This is a genomic window from Paenibacillus aestuarii (assembly GCF_027789125.1).
GTDB classification, from domain to species: domain Bacteria; phylum Bacillota; class Bacilli; order Paenibacillales; family NBRC-103111; genus Paenibacillus_E; species Paenibacillus_E aestuarii.
Genome location: NZ_JAQFVF010000027.1, coordinates 249,120 through 263,693, shown reverse-complemented (window position 1 = coordinate 263,693; position 14,574 = coordinate 249,120). Strand labels below are relative to the sequence as shown.

15 protein-coding genes are annotated in these 14,574 nt (G+C 49.0%); 9 read left to right on the top strand and 6 right to left on the bottom strand.

What is annotated here, in order from left to right; translation table 11 throughout:
• Positions 1 to 210 precede the first annotated feature (210 nt).
• The 4 genes from pfkA to O9139_RS13770 are packed head-to-tail and all read right to left on the bottom strand — an operon-like array spanning position 211 to position 3,285.
• Complete coding sequence (gene pfkA, locus O9139_RS13785; RefSeq protein WP_270880057.1) at positions 211 to 1,179, bottom strand: 6-phosphofructokinase; 969 nt, start codon at positions 1,177 to 1,179, stop codon at positions 211 to 213.
• Positions 1,180 to 1,223: 44 nt separating this feature from the next.
• Positions 1,224 to 2,249: a tetraprenyl-beta-curcumene synthase family protein gene (locus O9139_RS13780; protein WP_270880136.1), complete on the bottom strand. Its 1,026-nt coding sequence runs from the start codon at positions 2,247 to 2,249 to the stop codon at positions 1,224 to 1,226.
• 31 nt (positions 2,250 to 2,280) lie between these two features.
• Positions 2,281 to 2,913 (bottom strand): hypothetical protein, encoded by a 633-nt coding sequence (locus tag O9139_RS13775; RefSeq protein WP_270880056.1) that lies wholly within the window; start codon positions 2,911 to 2,913, stop codon positions 2,281 to 2,283.
• A gap of 60 nt (positions 2,914 to 2,973) precedes the next feature.
• On the bottom strand, positions 2,974 to 3,285 hold the full coding sequence (locus tag O9139_RS13770) for a hypothetical protein (RefSeq protein ID WP_270880055.1): 312 nt from the start codon (positions 3,283 to 3,285) through the stop codon (positions 2,974 to 2,976).
• A gap of 895 nt (positions 3,286 to 4,180) precedes the next feature.
• Between O9139_RS13770 and O9139_RS13765 the strand changes: the two genes are divergently transcribed.
• From O9139_RS13765 to O9139_RS13745, 5 genes are all read left to right on the top strand, one after another.
• On the top strand, positions 4,181 to 5,323 hold the full coding sequence (locus O9139_RS13765) for an MFS transporter (protein WP_270880054.1): 1,143 nt from the start codon (positions 4,181 to 4,183) through the stop codon (positions 5,321 to 5,323).
• A gap of 15 nt (positions 5,324 to 5,338) precedes the next feature.
• Positions 5,339 to 6,031: an ABC transporter ATP-binding protein gene (locus O9139_RS13760; protein ID WP_270880053.1), complete on the top strand. Its 693-nt coding sequence runs from the start codon at positions 5,339 to 5,341 to the stop codon at positions 6,029 to 6,031.
• Positions 6,018 to 7,382 carry an ABC transporter permease gene (locus tag O9139_RS13755; RefSeq protein WP_333742633.1) on the top strand — a complete coding sequence of 455 codons (1,365 nt, stop codon included), beginning with the start codon at positions 6,018 to 6,020 and terminating at the stop codon, positions 7,380 to 7,382. Before O9139_RS13760 ends, O9139_RS13755 begins: the two co-directional genes overlap by 14 nt.
• Before the next feature lie 13 nt (positions 7,383 to 7,395).
• Complete coding sequence (locus O9139_RS13750) at positions 7,396 to 8,499, top strand: efflux RND transporter periplasmic adaptor subunit (protein WP_270880052.1); 1,104 nt, start codon at positions 7,396 to 7,398, stop codon at positions 8,497 to 8,499.
• Positions 8,500 to 8,607: 108 nt separating this feature from the next.
• The gene (locus O9139_RS13745) at positions 8,608 to 9,255 is read left to right on the top strand and encodes a nitroreductase family protein (RefSeq protein ID WP_270880051.1); all 648 of its coding nucleotides are present in this window, start codon (positions 8,608 to 8,610) and stop codon (positions 9,253 to 9,255) included.
• 263 nt (positions 9,256 to 9,518) lie between these two features.
• Here O9139_RS13745 and O9139_RS13740 read toward each other — a convergent pair whose 3' ends face one another.
• Positions 9,519 to 9,716, bottom strand: coding sequence for a cold shock domain-containing protein (locus tag O9139_RS13740; protein ID WP_188174947.1), 198 nt, complete (start codon positions 9,714 to 9,716; stop codon positions 9,519 to 9,521).
• A 106-nt stretch (positions 9,717 to 9,822) separates the two neighbouring features.
• The gene (locus O9139_RS13735; protein WP_270880050.1) at positions 9,823 to 10,593 is read right to left on the bottom strand and encodes a methyltransferase domain-containing protein; all 771 of its coding nucleotides are present in this window, start codon (positions 10,591 to 10,593) and stop codon (positions 9,823 to 9,825) included.
• A gap of 182 nt (positions 10,594 to 10,775) precedes the next feature.
• Between O9139_RS13735 and O9139_RS13730 the strand changes: the two genes are divergently transcribed.
• From O9139_RS13730 to pepF, 4 genes are all read left to right on the top strand, one after another.
• A complete protein-coding gene (locus O9139_RS13730) occupies positions 10,776 to 11,009 on the top strand; it encodes a hypothetical protein (protein ID WP_270880049.1) in 234 nt (77 codons plus the stop codon).
• Positions 11,010 to 11,277: 268 nt separating this feature from the next.
• Positions 11,278 to 12,114, top strand: coding sequence for a TerC family protein (locus tag O9139_RS13725; RefSeq protein WP_270880048.1), 837 nt, complete (start codon positions 11,278 to 11,280; stop codon positions 12,112 to 12,114).
• A gap of 175 nt (positions 12,115 to 12,289) precedes the next feature.
• Positions 12,290 to 12,472, top strand: coding sequence for a hypothetical protein (locus tag O9139_RS13720; protein WP_270880047.1), 183 nt, complete (start codon positions 12,290 to 12,292; stop codon positions 12,470 to 12,472).
• A gap of 255 nt (positions 12,473 to 12,727) precedes the next feature.
• Positions 12,728 to 14,518 (top strand): oligoendopeptidase F, encoded by a 1,791-nt coding sequence (pepF, locus tag O9139_RS13715; protein ID WP_270880046.1) that lies wholly within the window; start codon positions 12,728 to 12,730, stop codon positions 14,516 to 14,518.
• Positions 14,519 to 14,574 lie beyond the last annotated feature (56 nt).

The window sequence follows — 14,574 nt, the reverse complement described above, 5'->3', positions numbered from 1 at the left end:
ATACACTTGCGTGATTCATCCGCTTGGATTCCGCGATAACGGGCGGTGCCGGCTTATTTAGAGACAGGCGCCGATCGTATGCCTATCCGGTCATGAGCGTCTCCGAGTTGGATGCTCTTCATTGACATGATGTCGATATTTCTAGCTATTATAGCGTAACAATCGATCAGGGTCAACCGCCATCCGCCTATCTTCAGCTAGGCCAGGGTCTTACTGGGACAAACGCTGTGCCAACTCATACAGCTCTCTATTGAAAGAACGCTTCGTGTTCACAACCAGATCAATATCCGTTGCTACCAGCTCGCCTTTGATCACGCCGCACGCCTTGGAAGAGTCGCCTTCCATCAGCTTGCGAACGGCAAAGTCGCCCAGGCGGCTAGCCAAAATCCGGTCATTATGCGTCGGTGTACCACCGCGTTGAATATGACCGAGCACTGTTACGCGCGGCTCGATGCCATTGCGCTCGGTAATTTGCTTCGCGATGCCTTCGCCCGTACCTGCACCCTCAGCCACGAGAATAATACTGTGGCGCTTGCCATGGGAGAAGTTGTCTTTCATCCGATTCGCCACTTCGTCGATGTTGTAAGGCATCTCTGGGACGATAATCGTCTCCGCACCGCTCGCTAGACCGGCATAAAGCGCGATCTCGCCGCAATGGCGGCCCATGACTTCAACGACCGATGAACGCTCGTGCGAAGTCATTGTGTCGCGCAGCTTGTTGATCGCGTCAACGACAATGCTAACCGCCGTATCAAAGCCGATTGTGAAATCTGTGAACGGGATGTCGTTATCAATGGTGCCTGGCAGGCCCATCGTCTTGATACCCAGTTTGCTAAGCTTGTTCGCACCTTGGTAGGAGCCGTCACCGCCGATTACAACCAGGCCGTCGATCCCGCGTTTGCGCAAGTTTTCAGCCCCGATTTGCTGGCCTTCAAGTGTCAAAAACTCTTTGCAGCGAGCCGTTTGCAGCACAGTGCCGCCACGTTGAATAATATCGCCAACACTGCGCAAATCCATTTGGCGAATATCGTCATTGATCAAACCGTGGTAGCCGCGCTGAACAGCATGAACCTCTAAACCATGGTAAAGGGCACTACGCACAACGGCGCGTACCGCCGCGTTCATTCCTTGAGAGTCGCCGCCGCTTGTGAGAACGGCAATCGATTTTACTGCTGACATTTCTCTTCCTCCTCCAAATTCTCTCTTTCTCTACATGTAGAACATCATGAAGTAGTTCGTATGTACATGCTATTTATCCAGAAAAACAACCGGGTTAGCGGACTATTTTTCATTAGACGCCTGGAAATCTGTTTCACTTGCTGCTGATGATTCACTTTCGGATCAGATAGATAAAGCGCCAGCAAACCTTCAATTATCATACGATGAAATCGAGGATGTTCCAAGCACAAAATTTTATCGCGAGCTTCCTGTGCAATAAGGGCTATTCGTTCTACGGTCTCTTCCATAGAGTCGTAATAGCTGCAAAAATTGAGATCACCGCCAAGCAAATCCTCTTCTTGATCGATCAAATAATCCAGCAAGATGTGCAAGCCGCAAACATATGGAAAATAAGCCTGCCGAATCTTCTCGACCTGTACAGGCTTAAGGTGTGGATCGCAAGCAGCCAAAAACAACATAAACATGCCTAACGTTGAACCCGTTGCCGCAGCAAATTCATTCCAGCTCAGCTGTCCGTACTTGCCGCCCTGCGCATTCCACCACTCCAGCAGCTCGGACTCGCGCAAATCTTTACGGATATGCTTGTACACCTGCAAGTCGCAATACAAAGAGACCAGCGCGCGAACCTGCTCCGCAACCAGCGCATACGAAGGCAGCAGGTAAATGCAGGATTGACACGTTTGGACGAGATCATTCAAGTAGTTCCCGTCATCTTTCTCTTCGCGGAATGCGTAATAGTCATGTAGCGGTCCAGCCGGATCGACGGCATCGAGCATCGATTGATGAAGCTGGCGAAAATCTACGGGATCCAGCGATGTGCTGCGATCGCATAAATTATCTAAGTAATCGCTAATCGTCTGAAAGGCGACAATCAGCGGAATAAGCACATGCCTCATGGATAAATTAGCGGCCGCGTAGACAGCTCCTCCCTGACAGTGGAACTGCTTCGTCGCGATGCTGGCTAACGCTTGCGTGCGCAGCTCGTTATCCGGAATCTGCTGTGCGGCTTCCTGCCATTTGGCAAGCTGCGAGCCGACTTCAGGCAGAATGTACCGGTAAACTCTATGCATTAGTTTAAGCGGGCCGCGAGGAACCTTCGTGCTACTTCTGTCCAATTGCTTCAAGCAAACTTCCTCCACAACTTTGTTCATAGCAGTATTGCAATAACAGTTGCATTTCATAACGTTGGATATGCTGCAGCCAAGTCTCAACGGTTGCATGTTGAACATGGGACACTTGCAGTTCAACGGCATCAACAAAAACATTCGGGTTCCAGACCGGAGACGTAATCAGCACCTCCAGCTTGCTGCGAAGCGCATCATGCTCCATGTCCGCCAAATCTTTTAGCGATAAATAATTTCTTACGCAATGAATGAGGTTAGAAAAAATGGGATGATGGCCTACGTCATGAAACCAATATTTCGCATTGCTGTAATCGCCTTCCATGCGATGCATGATCGCATGCCAGTAGCTTCCCGACGTATTGGTAATTTCCTGGGCAATATCGTGTGATTTATCCAGACTTTCGTTCAATAAAAAAAGACCGGCCTTTATGGCCATTCCATAAGGCTCTTGTTCGGCTCTCCCCTTGGTAAGGTTCTCCAATAACAGTCCTTCAATACGTGCATCCATCGAGGTGTCCCATTCTTCAACCGGGTACAGCGCAGGCAGATGCTCCAGCAGCGGCTTCGCAATTACTTCCAGCCAATTGGCTTCTTCCTTGTTGCTATGCATGCCAGTCACTCCTATTCATTAGTTAAGAGAAATGTTATGACGATGTATTTGCAGGCATTATTAATGGTGAATCTTAGCTTCCAAATCCTGATTGACTCTAAACCACAAATGAAGATCGTTAATCGTGCTAGCCAGATCCGCAATCTCTGAATTCAACCGGCAGGATGTAAGAAAGTCATCTTCTTGATCAAGTTGATTTTGTTTTACGATAATAACCGCCTCCAATTTATGGATACGGTCGGGAATGATTCCGCGTATTTGCTCCCAGCGAAGCAGTATATCCGATCTCACTTCCGAATTGTAGTTCTCCCATTCGTCTTCCAGCTTCGGAATATGGATTCCTAATCGTTCATCAAATTCAAAATAGCGCATGTGCAGGCCTTCCTCCGAAACAAACAATCTATCCCCAGCAGGGATTGTTAAACGTAGTTCAATACTTCACCTTTAAATGTAACACTTCGGAACACGGGATTCCAGTTAAAAATGTATGTCAACTAGATTACAGATTCTGTTATACTTAAGTAATATTTTTATATGGAACATCAGAAGATCATCGCCACCTATACGTTTTTGTTCAAGCCATTACTATCTTTAATATGCGTGCGAAGCGGTTAACGATCGGGATGACTGTCCGTCTACACGTCATATACTTGTTATCTTTATACTTTATCATGACAAATCATGTCACGAGCGGATGAGTCGGCGCTATTATTTTTCTCGGCTGGGAAGGCAAATCCCTCCTGCGTAAAGTCATTCCCGAAAAAGTGTCGGAACATCCCATCGATACGCAAAAGTAGTAATTTAACTTTTAACGGCCGCTGCTGTTTTGTCTGTCTTCGCTGTCATCATGGGCCCATCCATGAATGCTGCTCCTGGCCAAACAGCTCATACCATTTGGCGATTGCCTTGTTTGCCATTGCCGGCAGCTTGCTCAGCTGTGATGAGCTTTTTTTCATTTATTCGAGTGGCATCCTAACGCTTAAAGGGCCGAGTCAAGTGATGGTTGCTTCGCTATCCGCACTTGCAATCTAAATCATTATACCACCAGTGTCCGTCTTCCTTCTAACTCTGAGCTAGAAAGACAGGATTGGCGCTCTGGCGCACTCCATCGACACAGTGGCGAAGCTTCTCGTCGTACTGCATGTGCTGCAATGCATCGCCGACCATCAGCAGCCCAAACCGTCGCCAAAAAATTTGCAAAGAAAACGAGTGATACCTTGATATGCATACGTCTATTTCTAAGAAGTCCCAAGATACTTTACTGAAAATGTTCACATTTTCATTCTTCATGACGATGGGCATCGTCACGACATTTTTTCCGCTGTATTTCGATTACAAAGGCTACTCGAAAATCGAAATCGGATTGCTCTATTCCATCGGCCCCTTCATCGGAATCGCCACGAACCTGCTTTGGGGATTTCTGAGCGACCGGTACCAGACGGTGAAAAAAATTATGATCATTCTCATAGTCGGGCAGCTCGTGACCTCCGTCCTGGTGTTTACGTCCAACTGGTTTGCGCTGTTATTTGTTTTCCTGGCCGTCTTCTTCTTCTTCCAGCAGCCGGTGAACTCCTTAAATGACAGTCAGTTAATGCTGCATGTCAGCTCCAGCGGCAAAAGCTACGCTTCATTCCGCATCTGGGGCTCGATCGGCTTTGCTGCTGCTGCCGGCGGCTTCGGCTTGCTGCTCAGGCATTACGGCACGGGACTGACGCCAGTGCTCTGCCTGCTCACCATCGTGATTTCGCTCGTGCTCGCTTTTCTGCTGAAGGACGCCCGTCAAAGCGGTAAGAAAATGGAGTTTGGCGGGATGGTGAACATTTTCAAATCGAAAAAGTTCGTTTGGTTTCTCATTCTCATCATCCTAATGGCGGTTTCAACCCGCTTCAATGACGGCTTCCTTGCCCTTTATATGCGCCAAATGGGGGCTTCCGACTCCCTGATCGGCTATGCCTGGATGACGTCGGCACTCAGTGAAATTCCCATGTTTTTCCTGCTCAGCAAATACGGGCACCGCTTCAAGGAGCTCCCGCTGCTTGCGTTTGCCGGGATCGCTTATTCCGTTCGGTTCTTTATTATGGGATTTGTGCACAATCCGTCTTGGGTCATTCTTATCCAAACGCTTCACAGCCTCTCGTTCGGCATCTTTCTATTCACGGCGATCCGTTACATGGCGCAAATTATCCCGGACGAGTACCGCTCCTCAGGGCAAGCGATATTCGCTGCGGCGTGGTCCAGCGCTGCCGGATTAATCAGCGGGCTTGTTGGCGGCTGGGTATTCGATGCCTTTGGCGGCAGCACGGTTTATTTCATCGGCGCTGTCTTGGCAATGCTGTCGGCGATCGGCTTCCTCGGTACCCATCTGCTGCAAGGAGATGACCATTGGGACGAAAGTAAAATGAATTCTTAAAAAGGGGTTGATCGTGTGCTGGCCGTTCAGCGGTTATCCCACAGCTTTCGCAATGGCGCGGAAGCAACGCCCGTTCTTCATGATCTCAACTTCCGGGTCGAGCAAGGTGAAATGGTGGCTCTGCTCGGAAGCTCAGGCTCGGGGAAATCGACGCTGCTCAATTTAATGGCAGGTTTAATGAAACCTACACAAGGCCATATTCTCATTGCCGGACAGGCAATCGAGCAAATGAACGAAAACCGTCTGGCGGAATTTCGCCGGAGTCATATCGGTTTTATTTTCCAATCTTATGAATTAATACCACACTTAACCGTTCGTGAGAACGTCGAACTGCCCTTAGTGTTCCAAAGCACCGGCTCACGCGAGCGGAAAGAACGAGCGCTAGCCCTGCTCGCACAAGTAGGAATTGGCGACAAAGCGGAGCTTTTTCCGTCCCAGCTGTCCGGCGGCCAACAGCAGCGTGTCAGTATTGCACGCTCGCTGATTACGAAGCCGGCGATTGTATTTGCAGACGAGCCCACCGGGAATCTCGATACGAAAACCGAGAAGGAAATTATCGACCTGCTTATCGATCTGAACCAAAACTCCGGCATTACGTTCGTCATCGTCACGCATGAACATGAGGTCGCCTGCCGGACGCAGCGGATTTTGCATTTGCGCGATGGCTATTTGATCGAAGACAGCCGGCAGGACGGTGCTGCCGGATGAAGCTGAAAGACTATATCCGCTCGGTTGGGATCAGCTGCAGCGCCGTAAAGTCGTTACGGCGCTCTGCACCGTGGGCATTGCCATCGGCTCTGCCTCCATCATGGTCGCCTTGGGCTTCGGCGAGTCGATCCAGCACTACAGCCAGAAGCAGATGAGCTATTATTTAAAAACCGATGAAATTACGATAAGAGACATTTCTGACGATCCAAGCGGCCAAGGCAAAATGACATCCGCCAAGCTGGACTTGATCCGCTCGTTCCCTTATGTGAAATCAGTCGCTAGCTTTCAGGATTTACAGCAGTTCACATTCACTGTGGACGATGGCAAAAAAAGCACGGTTCATCTCATTGCAACCGAGCTCCCGACGATCCCGGACTTCGATTCCAAACTGCAGCAGGGCAGTTTCAGCGTGCAGGAGAACAGCATTATTTTAAGCTATGGCGCCACAATGGGGCTGATGGATGAGCAAACCGAGCAAGTGCGGGTGAAAATGATGCAGCAAAACCCGTCCAAAGAAACGGCCGAGACCTTCAATAAAATGGACGCGCTTCCTTATCCGCTCTATCAGAAGCAGCTGATTCTGAAGGCTGTGAGCTCTCCGAGCTCCCAGACTGCCAATCCTGCGTCAGCAGCTGTACAGCAAGCCGAAACTACTCTGCGCGTCACAGGTGTGCTGCAACGGCCGGAAGGGCTGCCGGATTCGATGGTACAAGGCAACAAAACCGCTTTCGTTTCAGCGGAGACCGGGCGAAAAATATTGGAGCTGAATAACCGCATTTCCGACAGCTCCGCTGTGCAGTACGATTCCGTTAAAGTGAAAGTAGACAGCAGCGCGCATGTGAAAGAAGTGGAGGAGAACATCCGAAAGCTGCACCTCCAAACACAATCCAATTTGTATCAGGAAGACCGCATGAAGGGCGAATTTGTTATCGTCCGCTTGCTGTTGACCGGGGTTGGCTTGTTCGTGCTTTTTGTTGCGTCCATTTCGATCGTCGTCGCCATGACCATGTCCACCCATCAACGCCGCAGGCAGATCGGGATTATGAAAGTACTCGGGGCGAATTTGAAGCAAATCCGTAACATGTTTATCGTGGAAGCGTCTTTGCTCGGCATGCTTGGCGGCCTCGTCGGCATTCTTCTCTCGTATTGGGTCATATGGGGAATCAATGTGATCATCATTAAATTCAGCGGCAGCGAATCAAGCGGGGAACCTGCCGAGATTTTATTTCTCTCCCTCTGGATTCTTCCCGTGGGCATGTTTTTTGCGATTATGACAGGCGTCCTTTCCGGACTTTACCCCGCCGTCAAAGCTTCGAAGACGGATGCCCTGACTGCCATCAAACGAGAATAGGAGAATATTGGAAATGGGGAAAAAGAAAATATGGGGGCTCACTGCGACGGCCGTCGTCATTTGCGGGATTAGCACACTGCTGTACATTACGAGCCATCCTCGACAACCCCGGTCCGGGGAGGCCGCAGGCACTGCGGCCGGCAGCCTCTTGCAGTTTAAAGTGACCCAGGAAGATGTGGTCAACACCATTGAAGTAAAGGGTAAATCCTCGTACCAAAAAGAAACGCGTATCTACGCTCCCTTTACAGGGGAAATTAAGACGTGGAACGTTGCAGACGGATCACAGGTCAAAAAGGGTGAGCTCATGTTCCAGCTTGACGACACCCCCTTGCAAAGCGAGATCGCGAGCTTGCTAAATTCGCTGAAAAAGCAGCAATTGGAGACTGATTTAGCCAACTTCAAAGCTGCGGGAACAACGCTGGACCCTGCTGCAGCCGGCACAGGTTCCGTCAGCGAGGCGGAAGCGCGCCAGCGGTTCGCAGATAGCGAGGGCCGCAAAATTCAGGACCAGCTGAACGCGGTCAACAATGAAAGCTTGCAGTTGCAGCTTGCCAAGAAGCAGGAGAAGGCGGGGCAAGCGGCATTTTTGGCGCCGGAAGACGGGATTTTCCTGTTTGAAGACTCATCCAAGATCCCTCAATCCGTCGAGGAGAGCGTACGCATCGGCAAAATCGTAGATACCACCAAACTGCAGCTCGTGTGCACCATCGGCGAGTTTGATGTTTTTAAGATCAAGCCCGACATGCCGGTCGAAGTGAAGGTCGATGCGCTGAAGCAAATGAAACTGCAAGGCAAAGTCGAAAAAGTGTCCAAATTCGCCAAATCAGGCACAGACCAAGGTACCGGTGCCGCTCAATTCGAAGTTACCATCTCCTTGGAGCCAAATGAGAAGCTCATTGCAGGGCTTAGCCTGACAGGGACGATTGAGACAGAAAAGAAACAGGGCGCAGTAGTTGTTCCAACCCTGGCGGTGATGCGCGAGAAGGATGCGTACTATGTCATGCTGCAAACCGCCCAAGGCGCCGAACGCCGCGATATCGAGATTGGGATGGAAACCTCCGAAAAAACAGAAGTCCGCAAAGGACTGAATGTTGGCGATACGGTTGTGCTGCAGTAGCAAGCTGGCATATAATAAGATAAAGTCTTAGTACCAAGTATCAAGTATCGGTGTAAGAACTTGCAGCTTATGAATAAACTGAGAAGTAAAGGCAGGTAACTTGGCAGGATGAATTATGAGGATTTTAAAACCATTGTATTAGAGCGTAGAAGCGTCCGCAAATTTACGGAGGAAACCGTTTCTGACCACGATATCCGTGAGATCATCGATTGTGCACGCTATGCCCCAAGCGATACGAACTCCCAGACTTGGCAGTTTATCGCGATTCGAAATAAAGAGAAAATCAAGCATATTGAGCAGCTGACTTGGGACCAACTTCACCGCATCTCTGCAGAAGCAGAGCAAAAAGGGCTCTCCCGGGAAGGCCGCCTGTTGGTCAAGTCCTTCGGTCCTTATGCCACTGCATTCTCCGATGCACCAGTGCTCATCATTTGCTTGGCTACACCTTATGAGTCCAAATTCCGTGAGCGCATCTTTGACCCGATCCAACTTGTCGAGGACCACGTATGGGCCGAAGAAGGCATCAAGAGCTCGTGCCTGGCTTCGCAGAATCTCATGCTCGCCGCACACGCGCGGGGTCTGGGCACATGCCCGATGACCGGCCCTGTTCTGCTTGCGCAGGATCAAATCCGCGATTATCTTTCCATCCCGGCAGAAAGCCAGATTAACATGGTTATCGCGCTCGGCCACCCGCAAGAACGCCCTGGCAAGCTTGCGCGCAAAGAAATCGATGAGATTTTGCAAATCATCGACTAATTGAAGTTCAAAGACCAAAGGCCACTCCTTTCTGCTTCATGCTAGAAGGTGTGGCCTTTTCATTAGTGCCTAGAAGAACGCCTGAACCGCAGGGATCGTGCCTAGAAAGGCCCCTAAGCCATCCGGACACTCCTTAGAAGCCTAGCTACGAGGGAGCGTGTTAGGCTCAAAATACAGCAAAAAAGACAGCACCGAGATCACTCCGTACTGTCTTTTGTTTTTGTGCTATGACACTCTATTTATAAGTGGGAATTCCCAGTTTCTTATAATTTTGTGACGTTAGCTGCTTGAGGGCCGCGGTTACCTTGAGTGATATCGAACTCAACTTCTTGGCCTTCTTCCAATGTTTTGAAGCCTTCGCCTTGGATTGCGGAGAAGTGAACGAATACGTCGTCTCCACCATCAACTTGAATGAATCCGTAGCCTTTTTCTGCGTTAAACCATTTAACTGTACCTTTCAAGTGAACAACCTCCTAAAAATATCGCCATCTGTGGCGAATATCAAAATTATACCACCACCAGCCCTATAAATCAACTTATAAAACCGCTTCAGAGCCCGTACATTAGTTATTTTTCGAGGTTTTGGAAGTCTGTACAAGAGGGTTTGGAAATGTTCACAAAATACTCAGAATTAGGAAGGAACGGCAAATTCGCCTTTCTTTTATTGGGTACAAACCCTAATTTATGTAAGTCATCCAGCAGTAATTTCAACTTCGCGTACTCTTCTGTCCGAAAGCTCAGCAGCGGATAAATTCGCACTTCGCCCCCCGCTTTACAGACGCGCAGCAGCTCACGAACGGCAGCCTGGTGAAACGCATAATCGAACTGCTCCTCATATAAGAACAAAAAATGGCTGCACAAGACAAGATCGAACGTCTGGTCCGCAAAAGGAAGCTCCGGGAGCTGTGCGATATGGTATCGGCTATCGAGGCTATTGACGCTATTGCTGCTTTGGCCGGATACATTCTGCTCTGCGAAATCCTCTACAAAGCGGCGCAAGCTCTCCTCACGGCCAGCTCGATGCGCTTCTACGGAGCCATAATAGCTCCAGTCATACACATCGCGCAGTTTATCCAGCTTGGCTGCTACGACCTCGACTTCCTGCCTGCCGTGCTCGGCGATCGTTGCCGGTGCCATAGCATACAAAGGATCAGCGGCTTCAGCCAGGATCCCCTGCCTTCTCGCATCGGCTGTAAACGATGATGCGCCGCCTGCGACGTCCAGGACGCGCTTTCCTTGCAGCTCGTCTGCGTTCAGCATAAACATCCGCTCGTACTCGGCGAAAGATCTTGAGGTCATGGCGACCCCTGCTTGCTCATAGACTGTCTTTTTTTCCATACTCAGCTCTCCTCTTCTCTGCTTTCTCTTCTCAACTCAACTCGGCTAATCCTCTCGAATTTTGGAAAGGATTAGGAGAATTTTACCACCATTTTCCGCTTGCGGCAATGCACATTTCTTGCATTCGTAGTGCCCTTGCGGTATGATGACATCAACTTTATCAATAGGGAGCAGCCTTGGACATGATTAAAAAGCATACAATTTATAAAAAAGATAAATGGAATATGATGAATGTCGAAGTACAGGGGACCAAAATCGTACTTACCGAGATCTCCGATCAATGGGGAGAAGAGTGTCATACTTTCATTGGACGGCCGGCGATGATGCAATGGGCGAAGGAGCGTTTTTCCAAAGAGCGTTTTCAAGGCACTGAAGAGGAATGGCAAGCAATTATGGACGCGTTTGAAGAAGTTTAATACAAATCGCTTGACTTTGGGCTTGTCTTATTTCTATAATAAACTCATAATTTCATTGTTTTCACTCCAAAGGGGAGTAGCTGTCACAGTAAAGTCGTCAATTCGGATCCTCATCAGGTCCCGGCTTTATTGGCAACGTTCACGTTGTTAGCAAGACCTTTGCCAATTGTTTAATTGGTGAAGGTCTTTTTTGATGAATTAGAGCCTTCACCGGACTACGGTGCTGGGCTCTATTTTTTTCAAAAAAAGCTAAAGGGAGTTGTTAAGTATGGAATGGTTGTCTGCCGGATTTTTTGTCTCACTGCTCACTATCATCCTGATCGATTTGGTGCTTGCAGGTGATAATGCGATCGTGATCGGGATGGCTGCTAGGAACTTGAAGAAAGAAACGCAAAAGCAAGTCATCCTCTGGGGCACGGTCGGCGCTGTCATTATTCGGGCTCTTGCCACAATGGCGGTCGTTTATTTATTGAAAATTCCCGGCCTCTTGCTAGCGGGCGGATTGCTCTTGCTCTGGATTTCGTTTAAGCTGCTGACCGAGAAGAAAAATCATGAAAATATTGAAGCTAAGAACAGCATGTGGGCCGCTATTCGCACCATCATCATCGCTGACGCGGTCATGGGCCTCGACAATGTCATTGCGGTCGCCGGCGCGGCGCATGGAGATTTTCTGCTCGTCGTCATTGGCTTGCTGGTCAGCGTACCGATCGTCGTATGGGGCAGCACGTTGTTCATTAAATGGATTGAAACTTATCCATGGATTATTTATATCGGCGCCGGTGTACTTACACTGACAGCGGGTAAAATGATTACTGGCGAGAAGTTCCTGGCGCCGTTCTTCACGACGAACCCCATTGCCAAATGGCTGCTGATCGGTCTCTTGATTGTCGTCATCCTCGCTGCCGGCAAATGGACCAAAATGATCGGCTACCAAGTCGAAGTCGGTGAACATGGCCAGCTTACACTACCAAAAGAGCTGAGCGAAGAGGCGCAAATGGAACCGGAAGACCGCTATACGGTCAAAATGGATGCGCGCGGCAAGTTAATGCTCGTTAAAGTCGAAAACGGAGAAGATCCTGACGGTACCATGCAAAATGCCGGGTAAACCCGACTCACGCTTCGTATGATCCGCTGCTAACGCCATGAACAGCCGCCAGCTGTCATGGCGCTTCGCATGTTAAGGCACAAGGAAATCATCGCCGCATAGCGAAATTTTGTTAACATGGGGAATTTGCCGTTGCCCCCGCTGTATATTTATTAGAGATAGGATGATGATTCCGATGAGTAATTCAGGCACTATTTTAACATTTATACTCGTTTCTTTTTGTTTTGCCATTATTTTAATCCTAAAAAAAGATACACTGCCTCCCCAAATTAAACGTTACTTGGCGATTTCGGCTATTGTCATGGTTGCGGTCTCCTTTGTCCTCGTGCTGGTCAGCTTTTTCGGGGCGGGAATGTGAATTTACTTCCTTCCAGCTTTTTCATATAATCATAAATGAATGGGCAAACGGTCATACTACTTGAAAACCATCATATGGAAGCGCAGCTTTGAGCTTTTTAATCCAAGATGGGAACAAGCCAGGAGCGTGACCGGAATGCGCTGGATCTATGTAACTGCGGCGATGGGACTTTTACTAAGCTCAATTCCAGCAGCCGATTTGCATGCGAATGAAGTAGGGTTACCTCAATCTCAACACAAGGACAGGAGGGCTTCGATGACTCAACTATTGGACCGTAAACAAGTACCCGCCGAGAACCGCTGGAAGCTGGAAGATTTATTCCCGGATCAGAAAGCTTGGGATCAGGAGTTTAAGGAAGTGAAAGAGTCGCTTAGTAAGGTCAGCAAGTTCCAAGGGAAGCTTACTGACGCTGCAGCGATCAAGCAAATTTTCGAGCTCGAGGACGAAATCTCCCTGAAAACCGAGCGGCTTTATGTATATGCGAACATGAAGCATCATGAAGATACAGCAGAACCTACATACCAGGCTTTATCTGAAAAATCCAAAAAAATCAGCGTCGAAGTGGGTGAAGCACTCTCCTTCGTTTCGCCGGAAATTTTAAGCCTTTCCGAAGAAAAATTGCAGCAGCTGGTGAATGATCCTTCCCTGTCTTTTTATAAAGACACGCTCGAAGAAATGATCCGCCAGAAGCCGCATACGCTGTCCAAAGAGCAGGAAGCGCTGCTGGCGCAAGCGGGCAATATGGCTGGAGCGCCGAGCACGATCTATGGCATGCTGAACAATGCCGACCTCAAATTCCCGAAAGTCAAAAACGATAAGGGCGAAGAAGTCGAGCTGACGCACGGCAGCTACATCCAGTTCCTGGAAAGCCGTAATCGCGAAGTGCGGAAAAACGCTTTTGAAGCGGTATATTCGACTTATCGCAGCCAAAAGAATACGATCGCCGCTACACTTAGCGCGAACATCAACAAAAATATTTTTTATGCCAAAGCCCGGAATTATCCTTCCGTCCTGGAGTCCACCCTCTTCGGCGACAACATTAAGAAGGAAGTCTATACGAACTTGATCAGCACGGTGCACGATACCCTTCCTCAGTTGCAGCGCTACTTGAAGCTGCGCAAGAAGCTGCTCAAAGTTGACGAGCTGCACATGTATGACCTGTTCGCGCCGCTGGTGGAAGAATTCAATATGGACATCACCTATCAGCAGGCCAAAGAAGAGATTAAGAAGAGTCTCGCGCCGCTTGGCGACAATTATTTGAAAATTCTTCAAGAAGGCTTCGATAACCATTGGATTGACGTGTACGAGAATAAGAACAAACGCAACGGCGCTTACAGCTGGGGCGCTTACGGCACGCATCCTTATGTGCTGTTGAACCACAAGGACAACCTGAACAGCATGTTCACGCTGACACATGAGATGGGACACGCGATTCACTCGTATTTGTCCGATGAAAATCAAGCTTACCGCTATGCGCAGTATACGATTTTCCTCGCCGAAGTGGCATCCACGCTCAATGAAGCGCTGCTCATGGACTACTTGCTCAAACGCGTAACCGATCCGAAGGAAAAAATGTACCTGTTGACTTACTACGCTGACCAGTTCCGTACGACTGTGTTCCGTCAAACGATGTTTGCGGAATTCGAGATGATTACGCATGAGAAAGCGGAAGCCGGAGAATCGCTGACACCGCAGGAATTCAGCGAAATCTACTATGGGCTTAACAAGCTGTATCATGGCAATGACATGGTTGTTGACCAGGATATCGAGATGGAGTGGGCCCGCATTCCTCACTTCTACAACAGCTTTTATGTGTACAAATACGCGACAGGCTTCTCCGCAGCTACCAGCTTTGCGAAGCAAATTCTGGATGAAGGCCAGCCGGCGGTCGAACGCTACCTTGGCTTCCTGAAAAGCGGCGGCAGCGACTACTCGCTGAACATCTTGAAACGCGCAGGCGTCGATATGTCGACTCCGGAGCCAATCAAGCAAGCGATGAGCGTATTCAGCTCACTGCTTGATCAAATGGAAGAACTGACGAAATAATAAGCGACCAAAGTCGAAGATTTAACTAATAAAGGTTGAAAGCTTACGCTTTCAAC

Coding starts and splice junctions, on each gene's coding strand:
- O9139_RS13730 (WP_270880049.1), top strand. CDS start 10,776: ATGATTAAAAAGCATACAATTTATAAAAAAGATAAATGGAATATGATG.
- O9139_RS13780 (WP_270880136.1), bottom strand. CDS start 2,249: ATGCATAGAGTTTACCGGTACATTCTGCCTGAAGTCGGCTCGCAGCTT.
- O9139_RS13775 (WP_270880056.1), bottom strand. CDS start 2,913: ATGCATAGCAACAAGGAAGAAGCCAATTGGCTGGAAGTAATTGCGAAG.
- pfkA (WP_270880057.1), bottom strand. CDS start 1,179: ATGTCAGCAGTAAAATCGATTGCCGTTCTCACAAGCGGCGGCGACTCT.
- O9139_RS13745 (WP_270880051.1), top strand. CDS start 8,608: ATGAATTATGAGGATTTTAAAACCATTGTATTAGAGCGTAGAAGCGTC.
- O9139_RS13770 (WP_270880055.1), bottom strand. CDS start 3,285: ATGCGCTATTTTGAATTTGATGAACGATTAGGAATCCATATTCCGAAG.
- pepF (WP_270880046.1), top strand. CDS start 12,728: ATGACTCAACTATTGGACCGTAAACAAGTACCCGCCGAGAACCGCTGG.
- O9139_RS13725 (WP_270880048.1), top strand. CDS start 11,278: ATGGAATGGTTGTCTGCCGGATTTTTTGTCTCACTGCTCACTATCATC.
- O9139_RS13735 (WP_270880050.1), bottom strand. CDS start 10,593: ATGGAAAAAAAGACAGTCTATGAGCAAGCAGGGGTCGCCATGACCTCA.
- O9139_RS13720 (WP_270880047.1), top strand. CDS start 12,290: ATGAGTAATTCAGGCACTATTTTAACATTTATACTCGTTTCTTTTTGT.
- O9139_RS13750 (WP_270880052.1), top strand. CDS start 7,396: ATGGGGAAAAAGAAAATATGGGGGCTCACTGCGACGGCCGTCGTCATT.
- O9139_RS13765 (WP_270880054.1), top strand. CDS start 4,181: ATGTTCACATTTTCATTCTTCATGACGATGGGCATCGTCACGACATTT.